13 protein-coding genes, 1 tRNA gene and 1 pseudogene are annotated in these 17,540 nt (G+C 72.6%); 8 read left to right on the top strand and 7 right to left on the bottom strand.

What is annotated here, in order from left to right; all coding sequences use genetic code 11:
- Positions 1-21: 21 nt before the first annotated feature.
- The gene (locus Afe05nite_RS15950) at positions 22-1,227 is read left to right on the top strand and encodes an LLM class flavin-dependent oxidoreductase (RefSeq protein ID WP_203817884.1); all 1,206 of its coding nucleotides are present in this window, start codon (positions 22-24) and stop codon (positions 1,225-1,227) included.
- Between the two features lie 15 nt (positions 1,228-1,242).
- Here Afe05nite_RS15950 and Afe05nite_RS15945 read toward each other — a convergent pair whose 3' ends face one another.
- Together Afe05nite_RS15945 and asnB are read right to left on the bottom strand one after the other, a co-directional pair.
- On the bottom strand, positions 1,243-1,497 hold the full coding sequence (locus Afe05nite_RS15945) for a YciI family protein (RefSeq protein ID WP_203817883.1): 255 nt from the start codon (positions 1,495-1,497) through the stop codon (positions 1,243-1,245).
- Between the two features lie 55 nt (positions 1,498-1,552).
- A complete protein-coding gene (asnB, locus tag Afe05nite_RS15940; RefSeq protein WP_203817882.1) occupies positions 1,553-3,463 on the bottom strand; it encodes an asparagine synthase (glutamine-hydrolyzing) in 1,911 nt (636 codons plus the stop codon).
- Between the two features lie 141 nt (positions 3,464-3,604).
- On the opposite strand from asnB, the gene Afe05nite_RS15935 reads away from it, so the two are divergent.
- Together Afe05nite_RS15935 and Afe05nite_RS15930 are read left to right on the top strand one after the other, a co-directional pair.
- A complete protein-coding gene (locus Afe05nite_RS15935; RefSeq protein WP_239117847.1) occupies positions 3,605-4,288 on the top strand; it encodes a response regulator transcription factor in 684 nt (227 codons plus the stop codon).
- Positions 4,285-6,018, top strand: a complete 1,734-nt coding sequence (locus Afe05nite_RS15930) for a sensor histidine kinase (protein WP_203817881.1) — start codon at positions 4,285-4,287, stop codon at positions 6,016-6,018. The genes Afe05nite_RS15935 and Afe05nite_RS15930 overlap by 4 nt, the downstream gene beginning before the upstream one ends.
- Here the strand turns inward: Afe05nite_RS15930 and Afe05nite_RS15925 are convergent.
- Positions 6,015-6,218, bottom strand: a complete 204-nt coding sequence (locus Afe05nite_RS15925; RefSeq protein ID WP_239117868.1) for a hypothetical protein — start codon at positions 6,216-6,218, stop codon at positions 6,015-6,017. The two genes, Afe05nite_RS15930 and Afe05nite_RS15925, sit on opposite strands and share 4 nt — an antisense overlap.
- Positions 6,219-6,301: 83 nt before the next feature.
- Between Afe05nite_RS15925 and Afe05nite_RS15920 the strand changes: the two genes are divergently transcribed.
- Entirely contained in the window at positions 6,302-7,162 is an 861-nt protein-coding gene (locus Afe05nite_RS15920) for a helix-turn-helix domain-containing protein (protein ID WP_203817879.1), read from the top strand.
- A 268-nt stretch (positions 7,163-7,430) separates the two neighbouring features.
- Here the strand turns inward: Afe05nite_RS15920 and Afe05nite_RS15915 are convergent.
- Positions 7,431-7,523: transfer RNA gene (locus tag Afe05nite_RS15915), tRNA-Sec, on the bottom strand.
- A gap of 60 nt (positions 7,524-7,583) precedes the next feature.
- Between Afe05nite_RS15915 and selD the strand changes: the two genes are divergently transcribed.
- Positions 7,584-8,585 (top strand): selenide, water dikinase SelD, encoded by a 1,002-nt coding sequence (gene selD, locus Afe05nite_RS15910; protein ID WP_438868219.1) that lies wholly within the window; start codon positions 7,584-7,586, stop codon positions 8,583-8,585.
- A 16-nt stretch (positions 8,586-8,601) separates the two neighbouring features.
- On the opposite strand, the gene nrfD is transcribed toward selD, so the two are convergent.
- The 3 genes and pseudogenes from nrfD to fdh all read right to left on the bottom strand — a co-directional run.
- Positions 8,602-9,555, bottom strand: coding sequence for an NrfD/PsrC family molybdoenzyme membrane anchor subunit (gene nrfD, locus Afe05nite_RS15905; RefSeq protein WP_203817877.1), 954 nt, complete (start codon positions 9,553-9,555; stop codon positions 8,602-8,604).
- Positions 9,552-10,466 (bottom strand): 4Fe-4S dicluster domain-containing protein, encoded by a 915-nt coding sequence (locus tag Afe05nite_RS15900; protein ID WP_203817876.1) that lies wholly within the window; start codon positions 10,464-10,466, stop codon positions 9,552-9,554. The genes nrfD and Afe05nite_RS15900 overlap by 4 nt, the downstream gene beginning before the upstream one ends.
- Positions 10,459-13,707 (bottom strand): annotated as a pseudogene (gene fdh, locus Afe05nite_RS15895) (formate dehydrogenase); the annotation flags it as partial. The pseudogene fdh and the gene Afe05nite_RS15900, both read right to left, overlap by 8 nt.
- 110 nt (positions 13,708-13,817) lie before the next feature.
- Between fdh and Afe05nite_RS15885 the strand changes: the two are divergent.
- From Afe05nite_RS15885 to selB, 3 genes are all read left to right on the top strand, one after another.
- Positions 13,818-14,240 carry a hypothetical protein gene (locus tag Afe05nite_RS15885; protein ID WP_203817873.1) on the top strand — a complete coding sequence of 141 codons (423 nt, stop codon included), beginning with the start codon at positions 13,818-13,820 and terminating at the stop codon, positions 14,238-14,240.
- A gap of 204 nt (positions 14,241-14,444) precedes the next feature.
- A complete protein-coding gene (gene selA / locus Afe05nite_RS15880; RefSeq protein WP_203817935.1) occupies positions 14,445-15,740 on the top strand; it encodes an L-seryl-tRNA(Sec) selenium transferase in 1,296 nt (431 codons plus the stop codon).
- A gap of 2 nt (positions 15,741-15,742) precedes the next feature.
- Positions 15,743-17,533, top strand: coding sequence for a selenocysteine-specific translation elongation factor (selB, locus tag Afe05nite_RS15875; protein ID WP_203817872.1), 1,791 nt, complete (start codon positions 15,743-15,745; stop codon positions 17,531-17,533).
- Positions 17,534-17,540: the final 7 nt, after the last annotated feature.

Genomic DNA, 17,540 nt, shown 5'->3' with positions numbered 1-17,540 from the left:
ATGCGACTGAATGGGGATGTCATGACCGACCTGAAGTTCCACTGGTTCCTCCCCACCAACGGGGGCGACGGGCGGCACATCGTCGGTGGCGGGCACGGCACCCCCGCCATGACCGGCGGCCGGCCGGCCTCGGTCGGCTACCTCGGCCAGATCGCCCGCTCGGCCGAACAGCTCGGCTTCGAGGCCGCCCTCACCCCGACCGGGGCCTGGTGCGAGGACGCCTGGATCACCACCGCCATGCTCAGCAGCGCCTGCGAGCGGCTGAAGTTCCTCGTCGCGTTCCGGCCCGGACTGATCGCGCCGTTCCTGGCCGCCCAGATGGCCGCCACCTTCCAGAACCTCTCCGGCGGCCGGCTGCTGCTCAACGTCGTCACCGGGGGCGAGACGCACGAACAGCGGATGTTCGGGGACTACCTCGACAAGGACGCCCGCTACGAGCGCTGCGGTGAGTTCCTGCATCTGGTCAAGTCGCTGTGGACGGGCGCGACGGTCACCCACGAGGGCCGGCACTACCAGCTCGACGACGCCACCCTCGCGCAGCTGCCCGAGCCGCTGCCCGACGTCTACTTCGGTGGATCCTCGCCGGCCGCCCTCGACGTGGCCGCCGAGCATGCCGACGTCTATCTGACCTGGGGCGAACCCCCGGCGGCGGTCGCCGAGAAGATCGACCGGGTGCGGGTGCGGGCCGAGAAACAAGACCGCGAGCTCCGGTACGGCCTCCGCGTGCACACCATCACCCGGGACACCGCCGACGAGGCGTGGGCCGAGGCCGCGCGGCTGCTCGACGGCATCTCCGCCGACCAGATCCGCCAGGTCCAGGCCGGTCTGCGGCGCAGCGAGTCGGAGGGGCAGCGGCGGATGCTGGCGCTCAACGGCGGCACCAAGGACGGCCTGGAGATCTACCCCGGACTGTGGGCGGGCGTCGGCCTGGTGCGCGGCGGGGCCGGGACCGCGCTCGTCGGCTCGCACACCCGGGTGGCCGACCTGCTCGAGGAGTACGCGGCGGTCGGCGTCACCGAGTTCGTGCTTTCCGGCTACCCGCATCTGGAGGAGGCCTACCGGTTCGGCGAGGGGGTGCTGCCCGAACTGACCCGGCGCGGCCGGTGGCAGCACCCGTCGCCGCCCCGGCAGCGGCCGGTGTCCGCGGTCCCGTTCGGCTCCGCGGCCAAGCAGGCGGCGACGGTGGCGGTGAACGAACCGTTCGGCGACACGGCGAAGGTTTCCTGACCCCGCGCGCCGGGGTCAGAACTCGTGACCGCCCGGGTCCAGCACCGGCCGGACCTCGACGTCGCGCAGGTGCGCGACCCAGCCCCAGGCCTCGTCGATCGAGGCGCAGTCGAGCAGGTAGAAGCCGGTCGCCGGCGGGCTCGCCAGGTCGCCCCGGGCCAGTTCGGTCCCGGTGAGGCCGCCCGCGGCCACCTGCACGCCGGCCGAGGTCATCTCGTCGGCGAGGGCCGCGCTCCAGGCCGCGCCCCGCACCAGGATCAGGTATTTCATCGTCGCTCCTCGCCGGCGGGCCGGACGCCCACCGCAGAGGTCGGAGCGGACGCCGCTAGTTCGACATGCTCATCGGCTGCGCGCCGGCCGGGGCGGTCACCTTTATCGAGTGCTCCACGTGGATGGCGTGCCACAGGCAGAACATCGCCACCGCCCACACCTTGCGGGAGTGGTCGGCGACACCGGCCCGGTGGTCGGCCAGCAGGCGCTGGGCGTAACCGAGGTCGAGCAGGTGACCGGCCCGGGAATCGGCCAGCAGACCGCCCACCCAGTCGCCGATCGCGCCCTTCAGCCAGACCCGGGTCGGGGTGGGGAAGCCCAGTTTGCGGCGGGACCGCACCGACTCGGGCACGATCCCGCGCATCGCCTCGCGCAGGGCGTGCTTGGTGGTCCGGCTGTGCGGCGGGAGCTTCAGCGCCGTCGGGAGTCCGGCGGCGGCCGCGTAGACGGCCCGGTCCAGGAACGGCACCCGCAGTTCGAGCGAGTGCGCCATCGACATCCGGTCGGCCTTCTGCAGGATGTCGCCGGGCAGCCAGGTGTGCAGGTCGACGTACTGCATCGAGGCCACGTCGTCCACGTCGGCGGTCTCCGCGTACAGGTGCGCGGTTATCGCCGTGTGGGGTTCGGCGGTGAATCGCATGAGCTCGGCCTTCTCGGCGGGCGAGAAGATGCGCGCGTTGCCGTAGTAGCGCTCCTCGATCGGGGTGGTGCCGCGCTGCAGGAAGCTGCGGCCGCGCATGCCCTCCGGCAGTACCTCGGACAGGTTGCGCAGGCCGCGCTTCATCCCGGTGGGCAGCCGGTCGAGGCCGGCCAGCGAGGCCGGCTCCCGGTAGATCGTGTAGCCGCCGAACAACTCGTCGGAGCCCTCGCCGGACAGCGCGACGGTCACGTAGCGGGAGGCGGTGCGGGCCAGGAAGTAGAGCGGGATGAGCGACGGGTCGGCGCTGGGGTCGTCGAGCAGGTGGACGATCCGGGGCAGCTCCCGGATCACGTCGTCGTCGGTGACCACCGTGGGGGTGATGCGCACGCCGAGCTGGGCCGCCGTGTCGGTGGCGATCTCGATCTCCGAGTAGCCCTCCTGGGCGAACCCGGCGGTGAAGACGTGCAGGTCGGGGTGGACCTCGCGGGCCAGCGCCACCACCGCCGACGAGTCGACGCCGCTGGACAGGAACGCCCCGACCGGCACGTCGGCCCGCAGATGCGCCCGCACGCTGCCGCGCAACGCGTCCTGGACGGCCTGGTAGGCGACCTCGGGCTGCAGGTTCAGCGGGCGCAACGACGCCCGGAAGTAGCGCTCGATCCGCTGACCGCCGCTCGGTGTCCAGGTGAGCCGGTGGCCGGGGGCGAGGCGGCGTACCTGCCGGTCGAGGGTCATCGGCTCCGGCACGTACTGGAAGGTCAGGTAGTGGGCGAGCGCGTCGGTGTCGAGCGAGGCCGCCGGGTCGCCGCTGAACGGCAGCAGGGCCTTGCGCTCGCTGGCCAGGAAGATCCCGTCGGTGGTCTCGAGGACGTAGAGCGGTTTGATGCCGAACTGGTCGCGGGCCGCGTGCAGGGTGCCGGTCCAGTGGTCGTAGGCGACGAAGGCGAACATGCCCCGCAACCGTTGCAGAGCGGCCGGCCCCCAGTGGTGGAACGCGGCGGCCAGGACTTCTGTATCGCCGCTGGTCTCGAACGTAGCTCCGGCACGCAGGAGTTCTGCCCGCAGCTCGCGATAGTTGTAGATCTCGCCGTTGAAAACCACGGTCCACCGCCCCTGGTGGTAGTGCAACGGCTGGGCGGACTCCTCGAGATCGACGACGGCGAGGCGCTTGAACCCGTACGCCATGCCGTCGGTGTATTCGATCCTGGTGTCGTCGGGACCGCGATGGTGCATGGACTCCAGAGCGCTGGAGAAGGCGGCGACCGTTGCCGGATCGGGCGGGCCTGCCTGCGCCCGGCTGCTCACGAAGACACTCAAACCACACATGCCGGGGGACGCTAGGGCCGCACCTGTGCGGAACTTGTGCAGATCCGGCCAAGATTCGGACGGGCACGGAAACCCGGCTTGATCTTCACAGGTTCCGGACAATTCTTGGCCGGGCTTGAAATGCTGAGTCATTATCTGCGCGTGACCGCACGTATCCTCGTGGCCGACGACGACCCCAAGCACGCGCAGCTCATCCGCTTGTATCTGGAGCGGGAGGGCCACCAGGTGCTCACCGTCGGTGACGGCCGGGCGGCGCTCGATCAGGCCCGGGCGCGCAAACCCGACCTGATCGTCCTCGATGTGATGATGCCGCTGGTCGACGGCCTCGACGTGTGCCGGATCCTGCGGGCCGAGTCGAGGGTGGCGATCCTGCTGGTCACCGCCCGCTCGTCGGAGAACGACATGCTGCTCGGCCTCGACATCGGGGCCGACGACTACATGGCGAAACCGGTGAGCCCGCGTGAGCTCACCGCGCGCGTGCGGGCACTGCTGCGCCGGGTCGGCGCCGGCGACGCGTCGGCCCAGGTCATCCGGGTCGGCGGCATCGAGGTCGACCCCGGCCGTTTCGAGGTGCGGGTGGACGGCGTGCCGGTCGGCCTCACCGCCAAGGAGTTCGGCATCCTCGAACAGCTCGCCCGCGAACCCGGCCGGGTCTTCACCCGTGGCGAGATCATCGACAAGACGTTCGGCTTCGAGCAGGAGGTCTCCGAACGCACCGTCGACGCCCACGTCGTCAACCTGCGCCGCAAGATCGAGGCCAACCCGGCCGAGCCGCGCTACGTGCAGACCGTCTACGGCCGCGGTTACCGGCTGGCCGACAGGTGAGCTTCCGCCTGCGCGTCTTCATGCTCGTCATGCTGGTCGCGGTGAGCGCGATCGGGGCCACCGCCTGGCTCACCCTGCGCCTGACCGCGGGCGAGGTGATCCGCTCCCGCGAGGCCCAGGTACGCCACCAGGACGAGATAACCGAGACGATCCGGGCGTACGGGCTGCGACACGGCGCCTGGCCGGGCGTCGACCGGGTGGTCGCCGGCCTGGCCGAGCGCACCGACCTGCACATCCAGTTGCGCACCGACGCCGGCGAGGTCCTCGTCGACTCCGACACCCTGCAGAACCGCCCGTCCGGCGGGGTGCGCGGGGCGTCCCTGCCGATCGACCCGCGCCCGGTGCTCGACAAGTCGATCGCGGGGGCGGCGAACGACCCCCGGGCCTACGGCGTGATCAAGAAGATCGTCCCGTCCGACATCTTCGGACCGGCGCCGACCGACCCGATCTACGGCGGCGCCCCCGCCCTGGCCGTCCGCCAGGTCTCCCAGTACCGCGCGGCGCTCGACACGGTGCGCTGCCACGCGGCCCGGACGAAGGGTGATCCGGGTCTGCTCATCAGCACCGCGCCCTACTTGACGGTGACCCAGATGAAGGACGACCCGGGATGCCTGCGGCAGGCCACCACCAGGGTCCTGACCGACACGGCGTGGCAGTCCGACGTCAACGCCAACTTCTACGCGTGCACCGCCAAACGGGTGCTGCTCTACTCCGGCCAGGGCGACATCTGCCTCGACTCCAGCTTCGGCAACGCGGTCTCCACCATCTCGGCCGTACCCCTGCAGCTCTATCTCGGCGGCCGCGACGACCTCGACCTCGGGGAACTCAGTCGGCCGGCGCTGTTCGGCCTGGCCGGTCTGCTGGTGGTGGCGACCCTCGGCACCGCGTGGATCGCCCGCCGCGTCAGCCGGCCCGTGCGGCGCCTCACCCTCGCGTCGCGTCAGCTCGCCGGCGGCCACCTCGACGTGCGGGTGCCCACCCGCGGCAGCGACGAGCTCAGCCGCCTCTCCGAGTCGTTCAACCAGATGGCCGAGGCGGTGCAACGCAGCGAGGAGCGCCAGCGCCGGCTCATCGCCGACGTCGCCCACGAGATGCGTACGCCGTTGTCGAACCTGCGCGGCTACCTCGAGGGGCTGTCCGACGGGGTGGTCGAGCCCAGCCGTGAACTGTTCGTCTCGCTGCACGAGGAGACCCTGCTCCAGCGGCGCATCCTCGACGACCTGCAGGTCCTCGCCCTGGCCGAGGCGGGCGAACTCGGCTACACCAAGGCCCCGCTCGACCTCGCCGACCTGGCCACGACGAGCGCGACCGCGCACCGGGCGGTGGCCGCCGAGGCCGGGCTGACCCTGACCGTCGAGGCGCCCGCCCCGGTGTGGGTGGACGGTGACAACGACCGCCTCCGGCAGGTGCTCGGCAACCTGCTCACCAACGCGATCCGCTACACCGACGCGGGCGGTCAGGTGCTGGTGCACGCGTACGCCGACGGCGGCCGGGCGGTCCTGAGCGTGCACGACTCGGGCGTCGGCATCGACTCCGGTGACCTGCATCGGGTCTTCGACCGCTTCTGGCGGGCCGACCCGGCACGCCAGCGCGCGACCGGCGGCACCGGCCTGGGCCTGACCATCGCGCACCGCATCGTGACCGACCACGGCGGCCGGATCGAGGTGTCGTCCCGGCCACACGTCGGGACGACGTTCACCGTGCATCTGCCGCTTCTGACCGGTTCCTAGAAGCCTCGGTCGGCCGGCCTGTCGAAACCGTCGCACGCGTCGTCGGTCATCTCGTCGAGCACGTCGAACAGGTCCGGTCCGGCGTGGCCGACGTCGACCGAACCGCCGATCAGGCCCAGCTGGGCGGCGCACTCCCGCCCGAAGCCCTTGACCATGCGGTCGGCCCGGGTCGGATGGCCGCACCGCGGGCACCGCCTCATCTCCGCCACTCCCGCAGCGTATTACGGCTTACCGGTACCACCAGTACCTCCCTGCTTCGCGGCCCCCGAAGTAGCGTCGAGACATGGACAACCGGGCGGAGATCCGCGACTTCCTGACCAGCCGGCGGGCGAAGATCACTCCGGCGCGGGCCGGTCTGCCCGACTTCGGGTCGCGGCGACGGGTCAGCGGCCTGCGGCGGGAGGAGGTCGCGCTGCTCGCCGGGGTCAGCGTCGACTACTACACGCGGCTCGAACGCGGCAACCTCAACGGCGTCTCGGACAGCGTGCTGGCGGCGCTGGCCCGCGCCCTGCAACTCGACGACGCCGAGCGCGCCCACCTGCTCGACCTCGCCCGCACCGCCAACGCCACCATCGCCACCGTCCGCGGCCGGCGGCGCCCCTCGGCCACCGTGCGCCCGGGCGTGCAGTACGTGCTCGACGCGATGACGATGGCCCCGGCCTACGTGCGCAACGGCCGGCTCGACGTCCTCGCCGTCAACGCCCTCGGCCGCGCCGTCTTCGCCCCGGCCCTCAACGGCACCGCCGCCACCCCCAACCTCGCGCGGTTCATCTTCCTCGATCCCGCCGCCCAGGAGTTCTACCTCGACTGGGCGCAACTCGCGGGCGACGTGGTCGCGCTGCTGCGGGCCGAGGCCGGGCGGGACCCGTACGACCGGAAGCTGACCGACCTGGTGGGCGAGCTCAGCACCCGCAGCGAGGTCTTCCGCACCTGGTGGGCGGCGCACGACGTGCGCCTGCACGTGTCCGGCGTCAAACGCCTGCACCATCCCGAGGTCGGCGACCTGACGCTCGGTTACGAGTCGCTCGAGCTGACCGCCGACACCGGCCTGCGCCTGAACGCCTACCACGCCCGGCCCGGCACCCCCGAACACGACGCCCTGCGCCTGCTGGCCAGCTGGAACGCCCCTGAGCACGCCCGCTGAGCCGCGACCTGTTCAAGGAGAGTCCGCCAGCACCGCCACCTGGCTCAGCACCGGCTGCTCGACCGGCCTCGGCCGCGCGCCGGCCACCGCCGTGGTCACCGCATGTCCGGCCGGCGGGTGCTTTGGGACCGGCTCGAGGGCTCTCCGTCGCCCGCTTCAAGGCCGAGACATCGCAACTCCACTGAAGAGGGGTCTCCGAAGGCGCGGAGGCCCTTTTTCAAGCCCAAGGAAGTTGCGGTCGAGAGCCGGCGCGGCGGGCAGGAGGGAGCGGAGGCGGACGGGAATCGAACCCGCCTGGCCCGGATGCCGGGCCACACCGGTGTTGAAGACCGGGAGGGGCACCAGCCGCCCTAACGCCTCCGCCGACCACCCTAGCCGGGGTGTCGCGACGGGACGGCGGCGGCGTGCCAGAGTGGGTGGGGTGACGACTACCTCGGTTCGGCGGCTCACCTCGTACGCCCATGGTGGGGGATGCGCCTGCAAGATTCCGCCCGGTGAGCTGGAGGCGGTGGTGGCGGGCCTGGTCGGTGGGGAGCTTCCGCGGGGGCCGGGGGAGTTGCTCGTCGGGCTCGACGACGGGGACGACGCGGCGGTGGTGCGGATCGCGAACGGGCAGGCCGTGGTCGCGACAGCGGATTTCTTCACGCCGGTCGTCGACGACGCCTACGACTGGGGGCGGATCGCGGCGGCCAACGCGCTGTCCGATGTGTACGCGATGGGTGGTACGCCGGTGGTGGCGGTCAACCTGCTCTGCTGGCCCCGGGAGCTGCTGCCGATGGAGTTGGCGGCGGAGGTGCTGCGGGGTGGGCTCGACATCGCCCGGGAGGCCGGCTGCCACCTGGCCGGCGGGCACAGTGTGGACGATCCGGAGCCGAAGTACGGGATGGCGGTCACCGGCATCGCCGACCCGCAGAGGTTGATGCGGAACGACGCCGGGCGGGCCGGGCTCGCGTTGACCCTCACCAAGCCGCTGGGCGTCGGGGTCCTCAACAGCCGGCACAAGTCCACCGGTGAGGTCTTTCCGCAGGCCGTGCAGGCCATGACGACGCTCAACCGGGACGCGGCCGGGGCGGCCCTGCGGGCGGGTGTGGAGGCGGCCACCGACGTGACCGGGTTCGGGCTGCTCGGGCATCTGCACAAGCTCGCGCGGGCCAGCGGGGTCACCGCCCGGCTCGACGCCGCCGCCGTCCCGTACCTCGACGGGGCCCGGCAGGCGCTCGCCGACGGCTTCGTCAGCGGGGGGACCAGGCGGAACCTCGACTGGGTGCGGCCGCACCTGCGGTCGGCCGTGGGCGAGGACGAGCTGCTGCTCCTCGCCGACGCGCAGACCTCCGGCGGACTGCTCGTGGTGGGGGAGGTCCCGGGTTACCCGGTCGTCGGGGAGTTGGTGCCGAGCACCGGCCGGACGGTCGAGGTGGCCTGACGGGCGCGCGCCGGGGTCAGTCGGGTGGCGGACCGTCCGGAACCCGTCCGGCCAGGCGTTCGCGCTGGGGGAGCACCGTGTATTTGGGGTCGCGCGCCGACGCCATGCCGCCTTCGAAGATGCCGAACCGGGTGACCGCCGACGCGGCCAGCAGGGACAGTCCGGACAGCGCCGAGACGACCCGGCTGCGGCGCCCGAGGACGGCCCCGGCGACCCCGGCGGCGGTCAGCGCCCGGCCCACCCGCAGCAGCCGCCCGGCGCGGCCGGTCGCGTACGGCTCGCTGAGAATGCCCTTGGTGGTCTCGATCCGATGGGCGCCGTAGAGCTCGAGGGCCGCGCCCAGCACCGCCATCCGCCGGGTCGCCGGGACCGGATCGGCGATCAGCCCGACCCCGGCCCCGCTGGCGAGGGCGCTTCCGGCGAAGACGAACGGCAGTTCCGGGTACGCCACGTGCCAGCTCGGGGTGGCCGTGTCGGCGAGCAGGACCGCGGTGTAGGTGGCCAGCGCGGGCGCGACCGCCGCGGCCCCCAGCCCGGCCACCGCACCGGCCGGTGGCAGCACCCGCCGCAGGAACGAGGCCGGCAGCAGCGGCGCGACCTCGGCGACGGCCGCCACCCCGGCCGCCCCGCTGAACGCCGAGAAGATCCACGTGCCCATCGACATCGGCGAGGTCGGCTTGGCGACCCGCAGCATGTTGAGGAACCGTTCCGGCCGGCCCAGGTCGGCGACCAGGAAGTAGCCGCTGGCCGCGACCGCGCCGAGCGCCGCCACCCGGCCGGTCCGCCGCAGCCGGGGCCGCCGGGTGAGCTGACCGCCGGCGGCGAGCAGCGCCGACCCGGCCGCGAGCCCGCCGGTGAACAGGTACGACGCGATGTCGTGGGTCCACGGGGCGGGCCGCACGATCGGCTGCCCGTAGTAGGAGCGGAACTCCGCCCGCGGCACCATCGGCCGGTCGCCGCGCCGGCTCATCCGCGCCGGCCCAGGAACGACACCGCCACCGAGGCGGCCATGGCGAGGGCGGCCAGACCGGCCCGTTTCCACATGTCCGGCAGGTCCCGGGTGGTCACGATCGGGTCGGGCGGCAGGCCGTACACCTCGGGCTCGTCCAGCAGCAGGAAGAACGCGCCGTCCCCGCCCACCCCGTCGTCCTGGTCGTGGCCGTAGAGCCGGGCCGACCCGACGCCGTCGGCGTGCAGTTTCGCGACCCGCTCGTCGGCGCGGGCGTGCAGTTCGGACAGCTCACCGAAGACGATCGACTCGGTCGGGCACGCCTGCGCGCACGCCGGGGTCAGCCCGTCGCCGAGCCGGTCGTAGCAGAGCGTGCACTTCCAGGCCCGGCCGTCGTCCTCGCGCCGGTCGATGACGCCGTAGGGGCAGGCCGCCACGCAGTAGCCGCAGCCGTTGCAGATGTCCTCCTGCACCACCACGGTGCCGAACTCGGTGCGGAACAGTGACCCGGTCGGACAGACGTCGAGGCAGCCGGCGTGGGTGCAGTGCTTGCACACGTTCGACATCATCAGCCAGCGGAAATCGGTGCGGGAGCCGGCCGGCACCGACTCGCCGGGAAGGGTGGTGCCCGGCATGCCGAGGAACTGCGGCTCGGGCCGGCCGGCCGCGGCCAGGGCGTCCACCGCCGGCTGCTCGATGAACGCGACGTGCCGCCACGAGTCGGCGCTCAGCCCGCCGGTGTTGTCGTAGGAGTGGCCGAGCAGGTTGAAGCCGTCGTCCGGGATGGCGTTCCACGTCTTGCAGGCCACCTCGCAGGCCTTGCAGCCGATGCAGACCGAGGTGTCGGTGAAGAAACCCATCCGGGGCGGGGCGTCGGGGTAACCCGCGTCCGGGGCCGGATCGAGCGGCCCGTACAGGCTATTGATCCCCATCAGCGTCCTTCGTGGTCACGGTCGGTGGGCGGGACCCGGGTGCGAGCCCGGCCCGGCGGCGATAGTCGGCAACGTACGCCAGCAGTGCCTTGCCGACCGGCCGCCGCCCCGGCTGGATGTCGCACGTGCCGACCTTGCTCTCCTGGATCAGGACGTTCGGATCCAGCGTGATGCCGATGAGGTCGTTCGCCGAGTCGCCGGTGACCAGGCCCTCCGAGCCCCAGTGGTAGGGCAGCCAGAGCTGGTGCACGACCCGGCCGTCGATGCGCAGCGGGGTCAGCCGCTCGGTGACCAGCACCCGCGCCTCGATGGCGGCGCGCGCGGTGACGATGTGCGCCCAGCCGAGATGCTCGAGGCCGCGTTCCGCCGCCAGCGCGGGGGAGACCTCGACGAACATCTCCGGCTGCAGTTCCGAGAGGTACGCCAGCTGCCGGCTCATGCCGCCGGCGGTGTGGTGCTCGGTGAGGCGGCTGGTGCTGAAGACGTACGGGAAGACGTCGGCGTGCTGTCGCGGCGGGCTCGGGTTGGTCGGGTTGTCGTCCCGGTCGTAGACCTTGCGAGTGGGGTTGGCCTGCTGGCCGTAGAGCGGGTTGCGCACCATCGACTCGGCCGGCTCGTAGTGCGTCGGCAGCGGACCGTCGATCAGCCCCGACGGGACGTACAGCCAGCCCTTGCCGTCGCCCTGCATGATGAACGCGTCCCGGCCGGAGAGCGCCGCCACCCCGGAGGCACCCTCGGGCGGCTCGTACGTCGGGGGCTTGGTCCTCTCGAAGTCGGGCACGTCCGCCCCGGTCCACTCACCCTTCTCGGGGTCCCACCAGACGTACTTCTTGCGCTCCGACCACGGCTTGCCGTCGGGGTCGGCGGAGGCACGGTTGTAGAGGGTGCGCCGGTTGGCCGGCCACGCCCAGCCCCACTCCGGCGCCACCCAGTTCTGCTCGCTGCCCGGCTTGCGGCGGGCGGCCTGGTTGACGCCGTCGGCGAACACCCCGGTGTAGATCCAGCAGCCGCCCGAGGTGGTGCCGTCCGGCTTCATCTCGGTGAACGAGCTCAGCAACTTGCCGGTGGACAGGTCGAAACCGTTGATCTCCTGCAGCACCCGCTCGCCGCTGGGCTCGTCCGCCCCGTACTCCCAGGTCAGGTTCTGGATCGCCGCGTCCCGCGGCAGCGGGGAGGAGGCCAGCCGCGCCTTCAGCCGCCGGCCGAGGTGGTAGAAGAACCACAGGTCGCTGCGCGCGTCGCCGGGCGGCTCGACCGCCTTCTCGCGCCACTGCAGCATCCGCTGGGTCTGGGTGAACGTGCCCTCCTTCTCGGCGTGCGAGGCGGCCGGGAAGAAGAACACCTCGGTGCGGCAGCTCTCCGGGGTGATCTCGCCGGTCTCCACCTCGGGGCCGTTCTTCCAGAACGTCGCGCTCTCGATCATGTAGAGGTCGCGCACCACCAGCCAGTCCAGGTTGGCCATGCCGAGCCGCTGGGCCCGGCCGTGCGCCGACCCGACCGCCGGGTTCTGGCCGAGCAGGAAGTAACCCTTGATCTTCCCGTCGATCATGTCGAGCGCCTGCCGGTACGTACCGTGATCGCCGGTCAGTCGCGGCAGCCAGCCGTACCCCCAGTCGTTGTCCCTGGTCGCGGCGTCGCCGAAGTAGGCCTTGAGCAGGCTCACCGCATAGGACTCGGCGTTCGCCCAGAAGCCCTTCTGACCCGGATGCCGGATCTCGTCGACCCACTCGCCGAACGTCGGGTGCTGCGCGTGATGCGGCATCGGCAGGTAGCCCGGCAGCAGGTTGAACAGCGTCGGGATGTCGGTCGACCCCTGGATGCTGGCGTGCCCGCGCAGCGCCAGCACACCCCCGCCGGGCCGGCCCATGTTGCCCAGCAGCAGCTGGATGATCGCGCCGGTGCGGATGTACTGCACGCCCACGCTGTGCTGCGTCCACCCGACCGAATAGACCAGACAGGTCGTCCGCTCCCGCCCCGAGTTCGCCGTCCAGGCCTCGCAGACCTCGAGGAACTTCTCCCGGGGTACGCCGCAGACCTGCTCGACGACCTCGGGGGTGTAGCGGGCGTAGTGCCGTTTGAGGATCTGGTAGACGCAGTTCGGGTCCTGCAGCGTCTCGTCGCGCGGCACGTCGGCGGGCACCGGCACCCCGTGCGACTCGTGCCGCAGGCCGCTCGCGGTCTCCCGCCCGGCCGCCGAGTCGGCGCTGTCCCCGGCGTGCTCCTCCGACCCGGCGTACATCCAGCTGGTCTGGTCGTAGGTGTTGGTCCCCGGGTCGAACCCGCTGAACAACCCGTCCAGGTCCTCGGTGTCCCGGTACTTCGCGCTGACGATCATCGACGCGTTCGTGTAGGCCAGGACGTAGTCGCGGAAGTCCTTCTCGTTGCCGAGGATGTAGTTGACGATCCCGCCCAGGAACGCGATGTCGGCCCCCGCCCGGACCGGCACGTGGGTGTTCGCCAGCGCACTCGTCCGGCTGAACCGCGGGTCGACGTGAATGACCTTGGCGCCCCGGTTCTTGGCCTCGACCACCCACTGGAAGCCGACCGGGTGTGCCTCGGCCATGTTCGAGCCCTGGATGACGATGCAGTCAGCGTTGACCAGATCCTGCAGGAAGCTGGTGGCCCCGCCACGGCCGAAAGAGGTTCCCAGACCGGGAACGGTGGCGGAGTGTCAAATGCGCGCCTGGTTCTCGATCTGGATGGCGCCCATCGCGGTGAACAGCTTCTTGATCAGATAGTTCTCTTCGTTGTCGAGCGTCGCCCCGCCCAGGCTGGAGATGCCCAGCGTGCGATTGAGCGGGCGGCCCTCGTCATCGGCGTCTTCCCAGGTCTGCTCGCGTGCCTTGAGCACCCGCTCGGCGATCATGTCCATCGCCGTCTCGAGGTCGAGCTTCTCCCAGTCGGTGCCGAACGGCTTGCGATAGAGGACGTGCTGCTGCCGGCGCGGCGAGGTGACCAGGCTCAGGCTGGCCGAACCCTTGGGGCACAGCCGCCCGCGCGAGACCGGGCTGTCGGGGTCGCCCTCGATCTGCACGACCTTCTCGTCCTTGACGAAGATGCGCTGCCCGCAACCGACCGCGCAGTAGGGGCACACCGACTTGGCCACCCGGTCGGCGGTCTCGGTGCGCGCGGTCAGCGATCTGGACCGCTCCGACTGCGCGGCGGCACCACGGCCCAGCGGGTCGGTCCCGGTCAACTGCCGGTAGACCGGCCAGCCTTCGATCCAGGTCCGGACGCCCACGGATCAGACCCTAGCCCTTCCCCGGCGCGGCCGCACGCAGGCTGCCCCCACGAAAGTCTCAGCAAGCTTTAAGGTATGCCGTCCAAGACTCATCGAACGGGGAAAATCTCGTGTCCGACGGTGCCTTCTACGGCTACATCGCGCTGCTCTTCGTCAGCGCCATCCTTCTCGCGGTGCTCGGCCTGGCCGGCTTCGGCCAGTCCAAGGGCGCCCGCATCTTCGACGGCATCGCCGCCGTGGCCTTCCTGGCCTACTCGGTCTACCTGCTGGCCTTCTTCGAGGGCGGCGAGGTGCGCATCTTCTTCTACGCGTTCGCCGTGCCGGTCCTCGCCGTGATCCAGATGGTCAAGGCCCGCAAGGCCCGTGCCGAGGAGATCCAGGCCGCCCACCCGGCCTACGCCGGCCAGCCGATGGCCCCGGCGGGCCACCCCGCCCAGCCGCCGGCCCAGTACGGCCAGCCGGGTGCCCAGCCGGGTGCCCACCCGGGTGCTCAGCCGGCCGGTCAGCCGGGTGCCGTCCCGCCGCAGCAATAAGGCGTTCGCCCCGCCGCCGGGCTCCGCTCCCGTCGCCCGATGGCGATCCCGGCGGCGGGGGTCGGCCCGCGCGGCGGGGGTCAGCCCCGCCGCCGGGCGGGCACGGCGCGGTCCTCGGCCGGTTGATCAAGGCCCCCGTTCCACATCGTGGGCTCGTGGGCTTGTCGAGGGCTCCGCCCGGCCGAGTTCCTGCGGGCGGCCTAAATTGGGGGCGTGGATCCCCGGCGGCTGGTGCCGCGTACCGATGTCGTCCTTGCCGATCCCCGGCTGAGCGACGCCGCCGACCGGCTCGGCCGGGTGGCCGTCAAGGCGGCCGTCGTCGCCGCTCAGGACCTGGTGCGGGCGGGTGTGCTGGCGCCCGGCGGGGTGGCCGACGCGGCGGTGGCCGCGCTCGCCGGGCCGGCCGGCGGGTTGCGGCCGGTGCTCAACGCCACCGGGGTCGTGCTGCACACCAACCTCGGGCGGGCGCCGCTCTCCGACGCGGCGCGGGAAGCGGTGCTCGCGGCGGCCGGGAACACCGACGTCGAGATGGATCTGGCCAGCGGCCTGCGGGCCAAGCGGGGCCGGACCGCCCTGAAGGCGCTGCACGACGCGGTGCCCGCCGCCGGGGCGGTGCACGTGGTCAACAACGGGGCCGCGGCCCTGGTGCTCGCCGCCACCGCGCTGGCGGCCGGCCGGGAGATCATCGTCAGCCGGGGCGAGATGGTGGAGATCGGCGACGGTTTCCGGCTGCCGGATCTGCTCGAGTCGACCGGGGCGCGGCTGCGCGAGGTCGGCACGACGAACCGCACGTCCGTCGCAGACTATGAAGACGCGATAGGTCCGGCGTCGGGCTTCATCCTCAAGGTGCATCCGTCCAACTTCACGATCAGCGGATTCACGAGCGGGGCCACCGTCGCCGAGCTGGCCCGGCTCGACCTCCCGGTGGTCGCCGACATCGGCTCGGGGCTGCTGAGCGCCGACCCCCTGCTGCCCGATGAACCGGACGCGGCCGGCACCCTGAAGGACGGCGCCGATCTCGTCATCGCCTCGGCGGACAAACTGCTCGGCGGCCCTCAAGCCGGGCTCATCCTCGGCGACGCCGCCCTGGTGGAACGACTGCGGCGGCACCCCCTCGCCCGGGCGTTGCGCGTCGACAAGCTCACCCTCGCGGCCCTGCAGGCCACCCTCACCGGCCCGGAGACCCCCGTCTGGCGGGCGCTGCGCACCGATCCGGCGGCCCTGCGCGAGCGGACCCTGCGCGTCCTGGCAGAACTCGAGGGCAACGGCATCCCGGTCACCCTCACCGAGTCGGTCGCGGTCGTCGGTGGCGGCGGAGCGCCGGACGTCCGGCTCCCGTCGTGGTCCTTGTCGCTGCCTGAGAGGTACGCGTCCGGGCTGCGCACGAACGCGACGCCGGTCGTCGGCCGCGTCGCGGGTGGGAGGCTGCTTCTCGACCTGCGCTGCGTGCCCCCGGAACGGGACGCCGACGTGGTCGCGGCCGTGCTGGCGGTGGCCTGACCGTGCACGTGGTAGCGACCGCCGGCCACGTCGATCACGGCAAGTCCACCCTGGTGCGCGCGCTGACCGGGATGGAACCGGACCGCTGGGCCGAGGAGCGCCGCCGCGGTATGACGATCGACCTCGGGTTCGCGTGGACCACCCTGCCGTCGGGCGGGACCGTGGCGTTCGTCGACGTGCCGGGTCACGAGCGGTTCGTGGCCAACATGCTGGCCGGCGTGGGCCCGGTGCCGGCCGCGATGATCGTGGTGGCGGCCGACGAGGGCTGGATGCCGCAGTCGGCCGAGCACCTGGCCGCCCTGGACGCGCTCGGGGTGCGCCACGGCCTGCTGGTGGTGACCCGGTCCGACCTGGCCGACCCGGCGGCGGCGCTGGCGCAGGCCCGCGAGCGGATCGCGCCCACCGGTCTGGGCGCCGTCGCGGCGGTCGCCGTCAGCGCCGTCACCGGGGCCGGGCTCGACGACCTGCGCGTCGCCCTCGATCGTCTCGTCGCCGCGGTGCCCTCGCCCGAGCCCGGCGGGCCGGTGCGGTTCTTCCTCGACCGCGTCTTCACCGTCAAGGGGGCCGGCACGGTCGTCACCGGCACCCTCGGCGGGGGGACGATTGCCGTGGGCGACGAGCTGGCCCTGGGTGGTTCGCTGGTGCGGGTCCGCGGCCTGCAGGCGCTCGGGGCGGCCGAGACGTCCGTGACCGCGGTCGCCCGGGTCGCGGTGAACCTCCGGGGCGTGCCGACGGAGAAGCTGTCCCGGGGCGACGCCCTGCTGACGCCCGGGAGTTTCCGGCCGACCGACCTCGTCGACGTGCGGCTGGCCGGTGATCCGGTCAAGGACCTTCCGCAGTCGGTCACGGTGCACATCGGCTCGGCCGCCGTGCCCGCGCGGGTCCGTCCGCTGGGCCCGGACACGTGCCGCCTGCGGCTGTCCCACCCCCTTCCGCTGCGCATCGGTGACCGCGCCCTGCTCCGGGATCCCGGCCGGCACCACATAGCCGGCGGCGCCACCGTCCTGGACGTCCGGCCCCCGGGCCTGACCCGCCGGGGCGCCGCCGCGGCCCGGGCCGCCGACCTGGCCACCATGACCGGCACCCCGTCCCTGGCCGGCGAGCTCCGCCGCCGCCTCCTGATCCGCGCCCCCGACCTGACCGCCATGGGAGTCCCGGCCCCCGACCCGCAGGACGCCGGCCCGCAGGACGCTGGCGCGGTCCGGGGGCCGGTCACGGGGGACTGGTATGCCGACCCGGCGCACTGGGCGGCCCTCGCCGAACGCCTGGGCGCCGAGGTCACCGCCTATCGCGAGGCGCACCCGCTGGAGCCGGGTGCCCCGGTGGAGGCCCTGCGGCACCGCCTCGGCCTGCCCGCTCGTGCCCTGGTCGAGGCCCTGGTCGAGCCGCCACTGCGGATCAGCGACGGGCGGATCGGCGACGGGCGGGTCGGGACCGGGCCCGCCGGCCTCCCGGCCGAACTGGTCGCGGCCGTGGACAAGGCGTTCGCCGGTCGGCCGCCGTTCGCCGCGCCCGAGGCGTACCAGCTCATCGAGCTTGGGTTGGGGGTCCGGCAGCAGGCGGCGGGGGTGCGGGCCGGGTTGCTGGTCCAGCTCGCGCCCAAGGTGGTGCTCCGGGCGACGGCGGTGCCGGAGGCGGCCGAGCGGCTGCGGCGACTCGGCCGGCCGTTCACGATCAGCGAGGCCCGCAAAGAGCTCGACACCACCCGGCGGGTCGCGGTGCCCCTTCTGGAGCTGCTCGATCGCCGGGGCGTGACGTCGCGTCTACCTGACGATCGCCGCGAGTTCGCCTGACCGGACT

Source organism: Paractinoplanes ferrugineus (assembly GCF_016862195.1).
In the GTDB taxonomy this organism is placed as follows: domain Bacteria; phylum Actinomycetota; class Actinomycetes; order Mycobacteriales; family Micromonosporaceae; genus Actinoplanes; species Actinoplanes ferrugineus.
This window is presented reverse-complemented; position numbering and strand designations above follow the sequence as displayed.